We start from the raw sequence: 16,593 nt of genomic DNA on the forward strand, positions 1-16,593 counted from the left end.
TCACCTCTTCATTTTACTGTTTGAGCTCACATATGGGCAAACAATAAGACAGAAAAAAGCCCATCCTCGACCAAAGGATGGGCTTGACTTATGAGATGCGGGATTGAGCTAAAGACTCTTCGTTCGCGCTCTTCGGAAGGAGGAGCGTGATCGCATACACGATCATCGTTGGAACGGCCCAAGCAAGTCCGATATCCGACATTGGCAAGCTTCCAATCCAAGAAGTTGCCGAAGATGGCTGGATGCCGTTCCACGTTTCAAAGAACGAGAGAACGAGCGCCATATAAATTGTTGCCTTCATCGCCACTCCAGGATTGCGCTGCAGACGTTCCGTCACCGATACGAGCACGAGGGCAATCATGACTGGATAGAGGAGTGTGAGAAGCGGCACGGCGATTTGAATCAACGAGCTCAAGCCGACGAGTGAAATCAAAAAGCCGAACAACGTTGTCGCGATGACAACATGATGATACTTAAGTGAAGCGAACTGGTTGCTGATGAAGCGTGAGAACTCTGAAATGAGTCCGACTGCTGTTGTCAAACAAGCGAGGAAGACCGCTAACCCGAGCGCGAGCATTCCGACTTGTCCGTAAGACGTACCAGCGAACGCTTGAAGAAGGCTTGCACCACTCGTCGTTCCTTCTGCGACTGTCATGTTCGCACCGATTGAACCGAGCGAGATATAGACGAGCATCAAACAAGTAACGGCGAGCATCCCTGCAGAGCGAAGGAGTGAAGACGCTTCTTTTTGGTCACTCAATCCATTGGCTTTCAACGTGACGAGGACGATTGCCCCAAATACGAGGGCCCCGAATACATCCATCGTCAAATAACCTTGTTGGAAACCTTGACCGAGTGCACCGACCCATGTCTCAAATCCTTCTGCTGGAGCTCCTGGCTCCCCGAGAGGTGAAACGAGGTTTGTGATTCCAATCGCGGCAAGCAAGAACAAGAGGATTGGTGTGATAATGCGTCCAATGACCTCGATTAACTTTTGAGCGCGAAGTGTCAAGAAGAACGTCAACCCGAAAAAGACGGTCGAGCACATCGCAAGTGTCAAAGTTGATGGAGCATCAAGAAACGGGACGAGTCCCATTTCATACGTGACAGCGGCCGTACGCGGGATTCCGAAGAATGGTCCGATGGCCACATACATCAATCCAGTCAAGATGAGAGCGAGACGCTTTGGAATATAACGAGCAATTTGATCTGTTCCGCCACCGACCCGAGCGACTGCGAACAAAGCAAGAAGCGGTAAACCGACACCCGTAATGACGAACCCGATCATCGCCGGTACGAGGTTTTCCCCCGCCAAGGCGCCGAGCTCTGGTGGGAACAGCAAGTTCCCGGCCCCAAAGAATAAAGCAAAAATCGTAAACGCTAACGGGAACAATGTCGATTTTTTCATACAACTACCTCCATACACTTGATATTCCGAACGACTTAACAAAAAAATAATAACTAAATTTTCTGACAATATATCGCTTGGTCTATTCCATTATACACACTTCCTATCATTTGACCACCCTATCTCCAAAATTCGAGGTTTATTTTTTAGAAGTGTGGATTTCACAAAAAAATCTCCCTTTCACACGTAGGGAGATGTAAGCGGTTAATAACGGATATCAAACTTACGGAATCCTTGATCATCTGCCTTCGCTTCGTCAATTCGCTCGACGCCGACGAAACGATTGCCGTCTTGTAAAGCTTTTTGAAATGACTCGATGTCTTCATGTGTGCCTTCAACATGAAGTTCGACCGTCCCGTCACTAAGATTGCGCACCCATCCTTTGACTCCGTATTGGTGAGCGGTCTCTTGTGAAAAGTATCGAAACCCGACACCTTGGACACGTCCAGATACAATCAACTGTTTAGCGACTCTCATTCTACATTCCTCCTTTATTTTGACAAAGATGTTTAGAGGTCCTTACTTTAGGAAACAGTATTTAAGTAAAATAATGGAATTGGAGTGGTTATATGAATGATGTTATTAATCTTGTCACGAAGGTCTCCGACTGGCTTTGGGGTGTGCCAATCATCTCGTTACTCGTCTTATCCGGTGTGTTTCTCACCATCAAGCTCGGTTTCTTTCAGTTTCGTTATCCCATCTACATATTTAAGCAAACGTTCGGTAGCATCTTTAAAAAGCCAAAAGGTGAAGGCGATATAAGCCCTAGACAAGCCTTAACGTCAGCGCTCTCTTCAACAGTCGGGGCCGCGAACATCATCGGTGTACCTGCAGCGATCATGTTCGGGGGACCGGGTGCCATCTTCTGGATGTGGGTCATCGCCATCATCGGCATGGCCATTAAGTTCTCAGAGAGCGTCCTGGCCGTTCACTATCGTGAGAAGAATGACGCCGGCGAATTCGTCGGGGGACCTGTCTACTACATTTCAAAAGGACTTCGTTGGAAATGGCTTGCGACTTGGTTCGCCTTCGCCCTCATGATCGAACTCATCCCGAGTATCATGGTACAAGGGAACGCTGTCAGCTCGGCAGTCCGCGAGACGTTCAATGGGAACACGCTCATCACCGGGATTGTCGTCGCCATTCTTGTCGGTATTATCGTTTTCGGTGGACTGAAGCGCATCGCGAAAGTGACCGAGGTTGTCGTTCCCGGCATGGCACTCGTCTATGTCGGAGCCGGACTCGTCATCGTCTTGATGAACATCTCTGAGATTCCAAACGTTCTCAGTCTCATCTTCTCGTACGCGTTCGAACCGATGGCCGCGTTTGGTGGATTTGCCGGAGCCGCCGTTGCCGAAACGATTCGTTGGGGGTTTGCCCGTGGACTCTATTCGAACGAAGCGGGTCTTGGAACAGCGCCGATCGCCCATGCCGCTGCACAGACGGATCATCCGGTACGTCAAGGGTTCTGGGCCGTCATCGGCATCGTCATCGATACGCTCATCATTTGTAGCACGACTGCCTTCGTCGTCTTATCTTCAGGTGTCTGGACTGCAGACGGTGCGATGGAAGACCCAGCGGCCTTAACGACGATCGCTTTTAATGAATACTTCGGTTACACAGGAAGCCTACTCGTCACCGTCTCGCTCATTTTCTTTGTGCTATCGACCATCATCGTCATCATCTTTTACGGCTCGCGACAAGCCGAGTACTTGTTCGGTTTGACGGCAGGAAAAATCATGAAAGCCGTCTATATCGGCTCGATCGTCATCGGTTCAATTGGAGGCGCCCAAATGATTTGGAACTTCCTTGACTTGATGCTCGCGATGATTCTTATCCCGAACATGATTGCCGTCTTGCTTCTAAGTGGTGAAGTGAAACGATTGACGACCGAATTCTTCACGTCCGAGAAGTACTATAAGAAAGATATCGCCGAGGAAGAGGCGTCTTAACCAACAATCCGACTGCTCACGCAGTCGGATCTTTTTTAGGATGCCGGTTCAACTTTCTCGATTCCAGCTTTGATGGCTTGTACGGAGGCATCAAATTTCTGTTGTTCTTCGTCCGTCAATTCAATCTCGATAATCTTGCGGATGCCGCTCCGGTCAATCAAGGCCGGTACACCGATATGCACGTCAGTCGCCCCATACTCGCCGTCTAAATGAGCCCCAATCGTGACGACGGAATTTTCATTTCGAACGATGGCCCGGATGATACGTAGCAAGCCGACCCCGATCGCATAATAAGCGGCACTCTTATACTCGATAATTTGGTAAGCAGCGTCGCGTACATCTGTATAGATGGATTCCAAGTCCTCAAACTGATACTTTTCGTTCTCTGCCAACAGTTCATCGATACTCTTTCCATAGATGCGCGCGTTGTTCCATGCGACAAATCCAGTATCGCCATGTTCCCCCATATAATAAGCGTGGCAGTTTCGTGGCGACAGTTCGAAATAGTCTCCGAGCTTGTAACGGAGTCGCGCCGTATCGAGGACGGTCCCTGACCCGATGACACGTTCTTTCGGTAGACCCGATGCTTTCCAAGCGACGTGTGCCATGACATCGACCGGGTTCGTCGCGACGACTAAGATGCCGTCAAATCCACTCTTCATCAAGTCTTGTGTCACGGTGCGGACGACTTTCGCGTTTTGCTCGACGAGGTCCATCCGTGTTTGGCCGAGTTTTTGTGCAGCTCCTGCCGTGATGACGACGATGTCTGCGTCTTTACAATCCGAGTAACCCCCTGCCCAGATTCGGACCGGTGTCGGGGCGAACGAGATCCCATGATTCAGGTCCATTGCCTCCCCTTCTGCTTTGGCATGATTCGAGTCGATCAGGACGAGCTCCTCGCAAAGGGCTGCTGTCGATAATTGATAAGCAAAACTGACTCCGACCCACCCCGCACCGATGACTGCGATGCGAGTGATATCTTTCGGGTCAATATCATCTTTATGCGGAATACGTGTCATGTAGATCCTTCCTTTCCATGAATCATTCTCTTATTTAGCATACCCTACATACGGCATGGACATAACAAAAAAAACAGACCCCTTTTTACAGGGAGTCCGTTATTCAAGCAATTATCCAATCGAACCTTCCATCTCGAATTTGATGAGACGGTTCATTTCGACCGCATATTCCATTGGCAATTCTTTTGTGAATGGCTCGATGAAGCCCATTACAATCATTTCTGTCGCTTCTTCTTCCGAGATTCCACGGCTCATGAGGTAGAAGAGTTGCTCTTCTGACACTTTTGAGACTTTCGCTTCGTGCTCGAGTGACACTTGGTCGTTCAAGATTTCGTTGTACGGGATTGTATCTGACGTTGACTCGTTGTCCATGATGAGCGTGTCACACTCGATGTTCGAGCGCGCGCCCTTCGCCTTACGGCCGAAGTGGACGATTCCACGGTACGATACTTTTCCGCCTTGTTTCGAAATCGATTTCGAGACGATAGACGACGACGTGTTTGGTGCGAGGTGAATCATTTTCGCGCCAGCGTCTTGGTGCTGTCCTTTACCAGCGAGGGCGATTGAGAGTGTCATCCCGCGTGCGCCTTCCCCTTTCAAGATGACAGCCGGGTATTTCATCGTGAGCTTCGAGCCGATGTTTCCATCGATCCACTCCATTGATCCACCCGCTTCACAGACTGCACGTTTCGTTACCAAGTTGTAGACGTTGTTCGCCCAGTTTTGGATTGTCGTGTAACGGCAGTATGCATCTTTGTTGACGAAAATCTCAACGACCGCTGAATGAAGCGAGTTCGTTGTATAGACCGGTGCCGTACATCCTTCGACGTAATGAACCGATGCGCCTTCGTCGACGATGATGAGCGTACGCTCGAACTGCCCCATGTTTTCCGAGTTGATACGGAAGTAGGCTTGGAGCGGTTGCTCGAGTTTCACGCCTTTTGGTACGTAGATGAACGAGCCACCCGACCAAACAGCAGAGTTGAGAGCCGCGAACTTGTTGTCCGTCGGCGGGATCAACTTCCCGAAGTACTCTTTAAAGATCTCTTCGTCTTCTTTGAGTGCTGTGTCGGTATCTTTGAAGATGACACCTTTTTCTTCGAAGTCTTCTTGCATGCTGTGGTAGACAACCTCAGACTCATACTGAGCCGAGACACCTGCCAAGTATTTTTGCTCTGCTTCTGGGATACCGAGCTTATCAAACGTCAACTTGATTTCTTCTGGTACTTCGTCCCATGAGCGTTCTGTCTTTTCAGATGGTTTGACATAGTACGTGATTTCGTCGAAATCAAGTGCCGAGAGGTCTCCGCCCCATGTCGGCATCGCCATCTTGTTGAAGTGATCCAACGACTTCAAACGGAAGTCGAGCATCCATTGTGGCTCTTCTTTCATACGCGAGATCGTTTCTACGATTTCTGTCGTCAAGCCGCGGCCTGAACGGAAAATCGAAACGTCCCGATCATGGAAGCCGTATTTATAATCGCCAATTTCCGGCATATTCTTTGCCATATCGGTCTCCTCCTTCTCCTTACGCGTCCTCGTCTACTCCTTTTTCAAGCGCTTTCCACGCGAGCGTGGCACACTTGATTCGAGCCGGGAATTTCGATACGCCTGAGAGCGCCTCGATATCACCGAGGTCAAACGTATCCGTGTCGTACTCTTTTCCTTGAACCATTTCAGAGAAGATGTTGGCGAGTTGAAGCGCCTCTTCTACTGTTTTTCCTTTGACGATCTGGGTCATCATCGATGCCGAGGCGAGACTGATCGAGCAGCCTTCCCCTTCGAACTTCGCATCTTTAACGATGTCGTCTTCGACTTGTAGTTGAAGACGAAGCGAGTCCCCACACGTCGGGTTGTTCAAGTCCACCGTCACGCCATCTTCGATGACGCCGCGGTTTCTTGGGTTTTTATAGTGATCCATGATGACCTGGCGGTACAACATGTCGAGATTATTAAAACTCATAATTGAAATACTCCTTCGTTTGACGTAATCCCTCGATGAAGCGGTCGACTTCTTCTTTTGTGTTGTACAAATAGAAGCTCGCCCGTGCCGTCGATGATTGCTTCAAAAGACGCATGAGTGGTTGTGCACAGTGATGACCGGCACGAACCGCGATGCCTTGCATATCGAGAACGGTCGCGAGGTCGTGCGCGTGCACGTCCTTCAAGTTGAACGTGACGAGACCAACGCGATCTTCAGGACCGTAAATCTCGATCCCTTCAATCGTTTTCATCTGTTCAATCGCGTAAGACGCGAGTTCACGTTCGTGTGCTTCGACGTTCTCAAGACCGATTTTTTCTAAAAAGTCGATGGCAGCCGCAAGTCCGACCGCTCCGGCGATAATCGGTGTCCCAGCTTCGAAACGGTACGGGATGTCCTTCCACGTCGATTCATACAAATCGACATAGTCGATCATCTCGCCACCAAATTCCACCGGCTCCATGTTTTTAAGAAGTTGTTTCTTCCCGTATAAGACACCGATTCCAGTCGGTCCGAGCATCTTATGTCCAGAAAAGGCAAGGAAGTCACAATCGAGTGCTTGGACGTCAAGTTTACGATGCGGTGCACTTTGTGCGGCATCGACGACCATGACGGCACCTTTTTCATGCGCGAGTCGCGCGACTTCGGCAATCGGGTTAATCGTACCGAGTACGTTTGAGACGTGACTCATCGCGACGATCTTCGTCCGGTCTGATAACACCGCTTGAACGGCATCGAGTGTGACACGTCCATCCGGCGTGAGTTCGACGTATCGAAGCGTCGCGCCTTTACGTTTGGCGAGTTGTTGCCACGGAATCAAGTTCGCATGGTGTTCCATCGGAGTGAGGACGATTTCGTCGCCTTCACCGACATTCGCATCCCCGTAGCTCGATGCGACCAAGTTGATGGCCGTCGTCGTCCCACGAGTGAAAATGATTTCTTCAGGAACCGCCGCATGGATGAATGAGCGGACGCGTTCGCGCGCTCCTTCATACGCATCCGTCGCTTGCGTCCCGAGCGTATGGACGCCACGATGCACGTTCGAATGGTTGCGACGATAATAGTCCTCGATCGCCTCGATGACAGCGAGCGGCTTTTGTGAGCTCGCCGCGCTATCAAGATAAACGAGCGGGTGTCCATTGATTTCCTGATCTAAAATCGGAAACTGTTCACGAATCGAGGCGTTCAACATCTTAACGTACTTTCCCTTCGATGACTTCGCGGAGACGGTCTTTGACCGAATCGATTGCGAGTTCTTCGACGACAGGCGTCAAGAATCCATGGATGATTAAACGCTCTGCCTCTTGGCGAGACAATCCACGGCTCATCAAGTAGTACAATTGAACATCATCGACACGACCGACCGATGCTGCGTGACCTGCCATAACATCATCTTCATCGATGAGAAGAATCGGGTTGGCATCCCCACGTGCTTTTTCAGAGAGCATCAAGACGCGCTCTGTTTGAACACCGTTCGATTTTGACGCACCGTGGTGAATCATCGATGTCCCGCTGAAGATTGCAGTGGCTGCGTCTTTTTGGACACCGTGAATCAAGATGAACCCTTCAGATGCTTTCCCGAAGTGGTCGGTACGGATGTTGAAGTTTTGTTTCTGTGCACCGCGACCGATTGTCACAGCTTTTGTATCTGAATACGTGTTGTCGCCGACGAGGTGAGTCTTCGTCTCGACGACCGAGTTCCCGTCGTTCATGTGACCGAGCGCCCAATCGAGGCGACCGTTCGCATAGACGACACCGCGACGGTTCATGAACGTAAGTGCTGATTCAGCGAGCTGATCGACACCACCGAAGACGACTTTCGCGTTCTCTCCAGCGAATACTTCCGTCACGACGTTGACCGTGTGCGGTTCGTTCGTGCCAGAAAGGAAGTTTTCGATGTATGTCACTTCACTGCCTTCGTCTGCGACGAGAATCGTGTGGTGATAGAGGGCACCGTTCGCCTGTTCCATCGTGAAAATCGCCTGAAGCGGATCTTTCAATTGCGTGTTTTTCGGTACATAGATGAACGCACCACCGTTTGTGAGGGCAGCGTTCAACGCCGAAAGACGCTCTTCATCGACACGTACGCCTTCAGTCATGAAGTATTTCTCAACGAGCTCAGGATGTTGCTCCATCGCTTCTTTGATTCCCATGAACAAGACGCCTTCTGGCATCGATAATTCGTTGTAGACGACATGACCGTTGCGTTCAACGAGCACGTTTGTCCGGTGGTCTCCGAGGAGTGATTCGATATCTGCTGTCAAACCGTCTTTTTGTTCGAGCTCGACATCTCCTGCTGTAAAGTCCCATTTATCAATCTTAATCTTTTCAACTTTTGGCAAAGCAAGTGTCGGCGCAAGTTCTGCTGCCTCTTTACGACGGTTGACCATCCATGCTGGTCCGCCGAGCGCTTCTGCACGTGCCGACAACGCTTGTGCATCCAATTCAAATTGTACGGTCATCGTACAGCCTCCTTACGCTTCTGTGTCTACTGTCATTCCGAGTTCTTGCTTCACCCAGTCGTAACCTTCTGCTTCGAGTCGCTGTGCGAGCTCTTTGCCACCAGACATGACGATTTTACCTTCCATCATGATGTGTACGAAGTCTGGTTCGATATAGTTGAGGAGACGTTGGTAGTGCGTGATGATCAAGCAACCAAACTCTTCTGAACGCATTTCGTTGACGCCTTTGGCAACGACTTTAAGGGCATCGATATCAAGACCTGAGTCGATTTCATCCAAGATGGCGATGTTCGGTTGAATCATCATCATTTGAAGAATTTCGTTACGTTTCTTCTCACCGCCTGAGAATCCTTCGTTTAAATAACGGTGTGCCATTTCTGAAGGGATTTCGAGAAGTTCCATCTTCGCATCGAGTTCACGGATGAACTTCATGAGCGAGATTTCTTGACCTTCTTCACGACGTGCGTTGATTGCTGAACGCAAGAAGTCCGCGTTTGTCACGCCACTGATTTCAGCCGGGTATTGCATCGCAAGGAACATCCCTGCTTGTGCGCGCTCGTCGACTTCCATTTCGAGGACATCTTCGCCGTTTAATTCGACGCTTCCCCCAGTGACCTCATAAAGTGGATGACCCATGAGTGCTGATGCGAGTGTTGATTTACCAGTCCCGTTCGGACCCATGATGGCATGAATTTCGCCACCTTTAATTTCTAGGTTAAGACCTTTGACAATCTCTTTTCCTTCGATTGAGACGCGGAGGTCATCAATTTTCATTTGTGGTACGTTAGACATTCGGATACCCCTTCCGTATTTTCTCGCCATAGTGAATGGCGTAGATTAGATATATTCTAATCTTAGACTAGTCATTTTTTTATTTCAAGCGACTCACCTTAGAATTCATTCTCAATAGAATGATAAAAGTTGAGAATGCTAATAGTAGGAAATCAAGACATTATCCGGCATTCTCTTCAATGATTGCGAGGACGGCTTTCCGCTCCCGTACGGCAGCCGCAAAGAAGAAGGCACCGCACCCCGTCAAAATTGCCAAACTTCCGAATACAGGAAGCGAAGACTGGCCGAATGTATCGAGTAATACACCCCCGATAATCGGTCCGATTGTCTGTCCGAGTGACGTTAATCCCATCGCCCCGAAATACGTCCCCCGTAAATGTTCTGGCGCGAGTTCATCTGTCAAAACGTCCGTCATCGTGAACATCAGTACTTCTCCGACCGTAAAGATGGCCATTGCGACAAAGAGTACCCACTCCACCGTCGCAAATCCGATGAGCAAAAGTCCAAATGACAACGTCGAAATGCCGAAGAAAAGTGACTTGATCGGGGAGACTCGAATCCCGAAACGCATGATCGGATATTGGACGACGAGGACCGTGATGGCGTTTGTCGTCAATAAATAGGCGAACAATCTCGAACCATCCTCAAGTCCGTCGCGTAACGCGATGAATTGCGGGAGCGTCGAATTGAACTGACTGTAGCCGATAATCGCAAAGATCATCCCAATAATGACCGCCCGAAACGTCCGGTCGTCCCGCAGGACCCGAAACGTCTCCGTCAAGCGCGGGCGTACTTTGACCCCATCTCCTTCTTCAAACGGATACTTATAAAATAAGATGGATATAATGATTCCATATAATATGTAGACAGCCGTCACAACGAAGAACGCGGTCTTTACACCGGTGAGTGACAAAACAACCGCCAAGAGTGGACCGATAGCCGCGGCGATATTGATCATAAAGTAACGGACGTTATAGACGATGACCCGTTGGTCTGCCTTCGTCGTGTCACTGATGAGCGCACGTGAAGCCGGTTCTAAGAAAGACCGTGACATCCCCATCAATATCGATAGCATGTAAAACCAAAACAGTTCCGTCGCAAGCGCAAGTCCTGCGAAGGTGACGGCATTGAGCACGATCCCGATCAACATGAGCTGTTTCCGCCCATACCGGTCAGAGAGTGTTCCCCCGAAGAAACTCATGAACAGACCTGAAAGTGCCGTCACGGCAAAGATCGTTCCGATCACACTCGCTGAAAAGCCGAGCGTGGCCAGATAGATCGCAAAAAATGGCATGACAAAAAACGTCGCCAGTCGTGCAAAAAACGTCCCAAAAAGGACGCCCCACGTCAGTGGATGAATCTGTCTGAGCTTCATCCAAATCCCCCCTTTTCTTTCATATATGTAGTGTACTTCTCTTTATGAAAGAACACTAGACAAAAAAAGACCCAGGAGGAAGTCTCCTGGGTCGAGATGACTTATTGTTTGACCGGTACGACCGCACCTTTGTATTCATCCAAGATCCACTGTTGTGTCTCTTCAGACGTCAATACTTCGAGGAGTGCTTTGACGCGCTCGTCGTCTTCGTCCCCTTCACGTGTAACGATCAAGTTGACGTATGGTGAATCTTCTCCTTCGAGTGCAATCGCATCTTCAAGTGGGTTGAGACCTGCATCGATTGCATAGTTCGTGTTGATGAGGACCGCATCACCTTCTCCGTTCTTGAATGCCGTCGGAAGAAGTGCTGCTTCCACATCTGTTTTGAACTTCAAGTCTTTCGGGTTGTCGACGATGTCAGCGACTGTCGCATCGACTGTTTTACCTTCCGCAAGTGTGATGAGACCCTCTGATTGAAGCATCGTGAGGATGCGTCCGTGGTCAGCCACTGATGAGCTCATGATGATTTCTGCCCCTTTAGGAAGTTCGTCGAGCGATTTGTATTTTTGTGAGTAGACACCAATCGGCTCGATGTGCACGCCACCTGCTGATGCGAATTTGTAGTCCTTGTTCTCAGCCATTTGTGACTTGAGGTATGGCTCGTGTTGGAAGTAGTTCGCATCGAGTTCCCCGCTCGCAAGCGTTTTGTTCGGAAGCACATAGTCTTGGAACTTCTTGATTTCAAGCTTGTATCCTTTTGCTTCATATTCTTCTTGTACGTGCTCTAAAATCTCAGCGTGCGGTACGTTTGACGCACCGACGATCAATGTTTTGTCATCGCCAGAACCTGTTTCTGCCTCTTCCCCGCCGCAAGCCGCGAGAACTGTGAATGCTGATAATGCCGTCAATCCGAGTACTGTTTTCCAAGTTTTCATTATGAATCCCTCCAAATGGTATATGTGTAATTATGCTGAACGTTTATCAATCTTCGTGACAAGTCGGTCACCGATAAATTGGATGACGAACACGATGATCAAGATGAACACCGTCGCCACGAACGTGACGTCGTTTTGTGAACGTTGGAATCCTTCTAAGAAGGCCAAGTTCCCGAGTCCACCACCGCCGACAACTCCCGCCATCGCCGTATAACCGACGATTGCCACGATTGTCACCGTGAGTCCCGACACGATTGCCGGAAGAGCTTCCGGAATCAAGACTTTATAGATGATCTGCCATTTCGTCGCTCCCATTGACTCGGCCGCCTCGATGACCCCACGGTCGACTTCACGAAGCGCAAGTTCGACCATACGGGCGTAAAACGGTGCCGCTCCAATGATGAGCGCTGGAAGCGCCGCCGTCGAACCGAGCATCGTACCGAGTAGGAACAACGTAAATGGGATGAGTAAGATAATTAAAATGATGAACGGGATCGAACGGAACACGTTGACGACCGCGCTGACAAAAACGTAAATCGGACGATTCTTCAATAAAAGTGATTCGTTTGTAATATAGAGAATCAACCCTAAAGCGAGTCCGATCACAAACGTCGCCACACCTGCGACGAGCGTCATATAGAGTGTCTCCCAGGTCTGTTCCATCATGATTTGCCAGTCTACGTTAGGAAACATCGCTTTCCACCTCCACTTCTACGGATTGCGAACGAATCGACGTGATGGCACGTTCGATTTCACTTGCTTCCCCAATCAGTTGGATGAATAGCGTACCGAGCGCACCTACCTGTGACTGGGTCACGTTTCCGCCGATGATGTTGAATCCGATGTCATGCGTTTTGAGGACGTCAGACAAAATTGGTTGTTCTGCCGTCTCGTTCAAGAATTTCAATTTGACGATTTGACCGCTCGGATACCGTTCTTTTAAGTGTTCGAACGTAAGCGACATGTCATCCACCGCTCCGATTTGTTTAACGAATTCTTTCGTGATCGGTTGTTCCGGATGTTGGAACACGTCAGAGACTTGACCCGTCTCGACGACTTTTCCGGCTTCCATCACGGCGACGCGGTGACAGATTTTTTGGATGACGTGCATCTCATGTGTGATGAGGACAATCGTCAATCCGAGCTTCTTATTGATGCTGACGAGCAGTTCGAGAATCGAATCCGTCGTCTTCGGGTCGAGCGCGCTTGTCGCTTCGTCACAGAGGAGAACCTCTGGATTCGTAGCGAGCGCGCGGGCAATCCCGACTCGCTGTTTTTGACCGCCCGATAATTGCGATGGATAGCTATCCTCGCGACCAGCCAAGCCAACGAGCTCGACGAGTTCCTGGACGCGTCGTTTCCGCTCACTTGCCGGTACCCCGATCAGTTCGAGTGGGAAACTAATGTTTTCTGCGACCGTGCGCGACCACAGAAGGTTAAAGTGCTGGAAAACCATCGAGACGTTCTTGCGAACTCCTCGTAGTTCTTTCGGGCTAAGCTTCGTGAGCTCACTCCCGGCGACCTCGATTTCACCGCTTGACGGTGACTCGAGACGGTTGAGTAATCGGATGAGCGTCGATTTTCCCGCCCCCGAATATCCGATTATTCCAAAAATTTCACCGCGATCAATCGTTAGTGATACATCATCGACCGCCTGGACACGACCATTTTTCGTATCGAACCATTTGGCGACGTTTCGTAATTGAATCAATACCTTTCCCTCCTGACAACAAAAAAAGCGCGCACGTTTGAGCAAACGTGCGCACTTTATCGTACGGACAACGATTGCTCTCATCTGTCAAGGTTTCTCACCTTGCTGGAATTAGCACCATTTCGGATTGCTCCGCGGTTGCTGGGCGTCATAGGGCCAGTCCCTCAGCCTCTCTTGATAAGAGTGTTGTGTATTCGATTAGCTTTATCATAGCGACAGCTTTTTCTGCTGTCAAACCCTTTTTTCAAAAAAATAAAAAAAGGTGCCGTCCGAGGACGACACAGAACGTAGCACCTTGAGTCACGGAAGGACAGCCCATAGATGTAAATCTTTTGCCCGTTCAAGATTTACATCCTTACATGGGGGAGATTCACCAATCATCACTCGATCTTGACTTGGACCGTGCGATTATACGGAACATCTATCTTCGCTTGATTTTTTTGGGGGACAATCGAAGGGAAGACTGACGTGTATTCGTATAAAGGTAGCAGCGGCTTCGCCAAAACGTCTTGATATCGGGAAAATCGCGTCCTATTTTGTGTTCAAGTAAGATGTTGTAATGAATATACCATTCGTGAACTTTCTGTGTCAACTGATTATTTAAAATTTTCAGATTATTCTAATGTTCCTCTCTCACTTCACGAAAGAGAGGACGTGTTGCACGTTCTGAAAGGCATAAAGACGATCCCGAACCTCGCCATTATCAAGCTTTAATAACGCTGGGACGCTCATCACTTGATAAGCTTCAAGTTCCTTTGGGATATAGTTCGCATCGCGCTTTTCAATTTTAATTTCAGGGTCGACCGCTTCGACAACCGTCAACATTTTTTCTGCCACAGCGCATGTACCACACATCGGGGCGTATATATATAAGAATCCGTCTGTAATCATTTTCCTCACCTCTCTTGTCATTATAATCATCGATCGAGTCCCGTTCAAAAATCGTGCTCTCGTAAAATTTCAGAATTTTTCAATGATTCACTTGACTCTTTCTAGAGAGAGGAATAATATGGGTTCTAACTTTATTGCTTTTGTACATAACAGTAAAGAAGAAGGACAGGTGAATGAATGATGACGGAACAAGCTACAGGTACGATGAAACAGTTCACGATGAACGTCTTAAACGGTCTCAGCATGGCGATTCTGATTGCCCTCATCCCGAGCGCGTTGCTCGGCGAATTAACGAAAGCCATACTTCCGTATTTTCCTTCTCTTCAATTCATATTGGATGCGACGACGATTGCGATGCGACTCCTCCCGGCCATAATCGGTCTTGCAGTCGCCATGCAGTTCGGACGATCGATTTTAGAGGCAGGAACGATTGCGATTGCAACGTATGTCGGTAGTGGCGCCGTTCGAATCGACGAAGGGGCGTTCGTGATGGCGGGCATCGGTGACGTGATCACAGCCGGTGTGACCGCTGCGATTGCTACGCTTCTTGTCATGAAGCTCGCTCCCCACTTGAAGACGTATACGGTCATTGTTATGCCGATGACCATCATTGTCGTTGCAGGAGGCATCGGGGCCTTCTTGTTGACGTACATCTCACAGATCACGACGTATATCGGTCTACTCATCATGACGATGACTGACCTTCAACCGGTGCTCATGGGGATCTTGATCGCCATGGCGTTCTCACTCATCATCGTCTCACCGATCTCGACTGTCGGGATTGCAACAGCCATCAGCTTGTCCGGTGTTGCGGCGGGTGCGGCGAACCTTGGCGTCGTCGCCGCTGGATTCGGTCTGGCCATCGCCGGATGGCAGGCGAACGCGACCGGCACATCGATTGCCCATTTCCTCGGGTCTCCGAAAATTCAGATGGCGAATTTTGTCCGACGTCCCATCATGATGCTTCCTATTTTAGCGAATGCGGCGATTCTCGGTGCGCTCGCAGGAATCCTAAAAATTGAGGGAACGCCTATTAGCGCCGGGTTCGGAGTGTCAGGACTTATCGGTCCGGTGAACGCCCTTCATCTCATGCCAGGTGGATTCGCTCTCTTCAACGTCCTGCTCGTCATCGTCTTGTTCGGACTCATTCCGGTCGCACTCGGAATTTTCTTCTATCGTGTGTTTGAACGGGCGACGCTCGTCCAATCGGATCATTACCGTCTCGATTTCGAGTAAACAAAAAAGCCGGCTTCTCCAATGGAGAGGCCGGTTTTACTTATCCTTGAATCATCGCTTCGTATTCTTCTGCAGACATGAGTTTGTCGAGGTCTGACTCTTCCGTCAACTCGACTTCGATCATCCATGCGTTTTCAAACGGTGACTCGTTGACGAGTTCTGGAGAATCCGCGAGGTCCTCGTTCACTGCCGTGATGCGACCTGATACTGGTGCATACAACTCAGAGACCGTCTTCACTGATTCGACTGAACCGAATGGCTCGTCGAGCAAAATCGTACCATCGACTTCTGGGAGTTCGACAAACACGATATCCCCTAGTTCGCTTTGTGCGAAATCCGTGATGCCGATGCGGGCTTTCGTTCCGTTCACTTCTACCCACTCATGTTCTTTTGAATAATGTAAATTTGCTGGTACTTTGCTCATCCTAACTTCCCCCTCAAATAAATTAGACTCACATCTGTATTATAGCACTTAGCCCCAAACGTCCGTAAAGGACTTTTCTGAAAATCCGACGGTCGTTTTTTCGCCGTTTGTGACGATTGGTCGCTTCAAAAGCATACCATTGCTCACTAATAGCTCAAGTTGTTCGTCTTCTGATAGATTTGGTAGCTTGTCCTTGATCCCTTCGTTCCGATAGACTTGCCCGCTCGTGTTAAAGAACTTTTTGAGCGGTAGACCTGATTGTCTCCACAATTCCGCGAGTTCCTCTTTCGTCGGCGTCGATTCGACGATATGGACATATGTATACTCGATGCCTTGTTCCTTCAACCACTTTTCTGCTTTTTTACATGTACTGCATGGTGGATAGCCATATAGTGTCACCATCTATT

Annotated in this window: 17 protein-coding genes and 1 riboswitch; of the genes, 2 read left to right on the forward strand and 15 right to left on the reverse strand. The window is 49.3% G+C overall.

The window, feature by feature from the left end; genetic code table 11:
• Positions 1 to 88: 88 nt before the first annotated feature.
• Complete coding sequence (gene brnQ, locus KNO90_RS03080) at positions 89 to 1,408, reverse strand: branched-chain amino acid transport system II carrier protein (protein ID WP_214741544.1); 1,320 nt, start codon at positions 1,406 to 1,408, stop codon at positions 89 to 91.
• A 204-nt stretch (positions 1,409 to 1,612) separates the two neighbouring features.
• Positions 1,613 to 1,885 carry an acylphosphatase gene (locus KNO90_RS03085; protein WP_214741545.1) on the reverse strand — a complete coding sequence of 91 codons (273 nt, stop codon included), beginning with the start codon at positions 1,883 to 1,885 and terminating at the stop codon, positions 1,613 to 1,615.
• Between the two features lie 92 nt (positions 1,886 to 1,977).
• On the opposite strand from KNO90_RS03085, the gene KNO90_RS03090 reads away from it, so the two are divergent.
• On the forward strand, positions 1,978 to 3,360 hold the full coding sequence (locus KNO90_RS03090) for an alanine/glycine:cation symporter family protein (protein ID WP_214741546.1): 1,383 nt from the start codon (positions 1,978 to 1,980) through the stop codon (positions 3,358 to 3,360).
• A gap of 35 nt (positions 3,361 to 3,395) precedes the next feature.
• On the opposite strand, the gene KNO90_RS03095 is transcribed toward KNO90_RS03090, so the two are convergent.
• The 11 genes from KNO90_RS03095 to KNO90_RS03145 form a co-directional block, all read right to left on the reverse strand.
• Entirely contained in the window at positions 3,396 to 4,379 is a 984-nt protein-coding gene (locus KNO90_RS03095; RefSeq protein WP_215112973.1) for an L-lactate dehydrogenase, read from the reverse strand.
• A gap of 111 nt (positions 4,380 to 4,490) precedes the next feature.
• Positions 4,491 to 5,888, reverse strand: coding sequence for a Fe-S cluster assembly protein SufB (gene sufB, locus KNO90_RS03100; protein ID WP_214741549.1), 1,398 nt, complete (start codon positions 5,886 to 5,888; stop codon positions 4,491 to 4,493).
• A 19-nt stretch (positions 5,889 to 5,907) separates the two neighbouring features.
• On the reverse strand, positions 5,908 to 6,342 hold the full coding sequence (gene sufU, locus KNO90_RS03105; protein ID WP_026825487.1) for a Fe-S cluster assembly sulfur transfer protein SufU: 435 nt from the start codon (positions 6,340 to 6,342) through the stop codon (positions 5,908 to 5,910).
• Positions 6,332 to 7,552, reverse strand: a complete 1,221-nt coding sequence (locus KNO90_RS03110) for a cysteine desulfurase (protein ID WP_215112974.1) — start codon at positions 7,550 to 7,552, stop codon at positions 6,332 to 6,334. Before KNO90_RS03110 ends, sufU begins: the two co-directional genes overlap by 11 nt.
• A gap of 1 nt (position 7,553) precedes the next feature.
• On the reverse strand, positions 7,554 to 8,822 hold the full coding sequence (gene sufD / locus KNO90_RS03115; protein ID WP_074036358.1) for a Fe-S cluster assembly protein SufD: 1,269 nt from the start codon (positions 8,820 to 8,822) through the stop codon (positions 7,554 to 7,556).
• Positions 8,823 to 8,834: 12 nt separating this feature from the next.
• Positions 8,835 to 9,596: a Fe-S cluster assembly ATPase SufC gene (gene sufC / locus KNO90_RS03120; RefSeq protein ID WP_214742399.1), complete on the reverse strand. Its 762-nt coding sequence runs from the start codon at positions 9,594 to 9,596 to the stop codon at positions 8,835 to 8,837.
• Positions 9,597 to 9,774: 178 nt separating this feature from the next.
• Positions 9,775 to 10,989, reverse strand: coding sequence for an MDR family MFS transporter (locus tag KNO90_RS03125; RefSeq protein ID WP_215112975.1), 1,215 nt, complete (start codon positions 10,987 to 10,989; stop codon positions 9,775 to 9,777).
• A 101-nt stretch (positions 10,990 to 11,090) separates the two neighbouring features.
• The gene (locus KNO90_RS03130; RefSeq protein ID WP_214741553.1) at positions 11,091 to 11,924 is read right to left on the reverse strand and encodes a MetQ/NlpA family ABC transporter substrate-binding protein; all 834 of its coding nucleotides are present in this window, start codon (positions 11,922 to 11,924) and stop codon (positions 11,091 to 11,093) included.
• Between the two features lie 30 nt (positions 11,925 to 11,954).
• Entirely contained in the window at positions 11,955 to 12,617 is a 663-nt protein-coding gene (locus KNO90_RS03135) for a methionine ABC transporter permease (protein WP_214741556.1), read from the reverse strand.
• Entirely contained in the window at positions 12,607 to 13,635 is a 1,029-nt protein-coding gene (locus KNO90_RS03140; protein ID WP_214741558.1) for a methionine ABC transporter ATP-binding protein, read from the reverse strand. The genes KNO90_RS03135 and KNO90_RS03140 overlap by 11 nt, the downstream gene beginning before the upstream one ends.
• Before the next feature lie 77 nt (positions 13,636 to 13,712).
• Positions 13,713 to 13,819, reverse strand: a riboswitch (SAM riboswitch).
• 449 nt (positions 13,820 to 14,268) lie between these two features.
• On the reverse strand, positions 14,269 to 14,526 hold the full coding sequence (locus KNO90_RS03145; protein ID WP_214742400.1) for a thioredoxin family protein: 258 nt from the start codon (positions 14,524 to 14,526) through the stop codon (positions 14,269 to 14,271).
• Between the two features lie 180 nt (positions 14,527 to 14,706).
• On the opposite strand from KNO90_RS03145, the gene KNO90_RS03150 reads away from it, so the two are divergent.
• Positions 14,707 to 15,762 carry a PTS sugar transporter subunit IIC gene (locus tag KNO90_RS03150; RefSeq protein WP_251127311.1) on the forward strand — a complete coding sequence of 352 codons (1,056 nt, stop codon included), beginning with the start codon at positions 14,707 to 14,709 and terminating at the stop codon, positions 15,760 to 15,762.
• A gap of 40 nt (positions 15,763 to 15,802) precedes the next feature.
• Here the strand turns inward: KNO90_RS03150 and gcvH are convergent, their stop codons facing one another.
• Complete coding sequence (gene gcvH, locus KNO90_RS03155) at positions 15,803 to 16,186, reverse strand: glycine cleavage system protein GcvH (protein WP_214734688.1); 384 nt, start codon at positions 16,184 to 16,186, stop codon at positions 15,803 to 15,805.
• Between the two features lie 48 nt (positions 16,187 to 16,234).
• The gene (locus KNO90_RS03160) at positions 16,235 to 16,588 is read right to left on the reverse strand and encodes an arsenate reductase family protein (RefSeq protein WP_214741563.1); all 354 of its coding nucleotides are present in this window, start codon (positions 16,586 to 16,588) and stop codon (positions 16,235 to 16,237) included.
• Positions 16,589 to 16,593 lie beyond the last annotated feature (5 nt).

Origin of the sequence: Exiguobacterium sp. s63 (assembly GCF_018617335.1) — a bacterium.
In the GTDB taxonomy this organism is placed as follows: domain Bacteria; phylum Bacillota; class Bacilli; order Exiguobacteriales; family Exiguobacteriaceae; genus Exiguobacterium.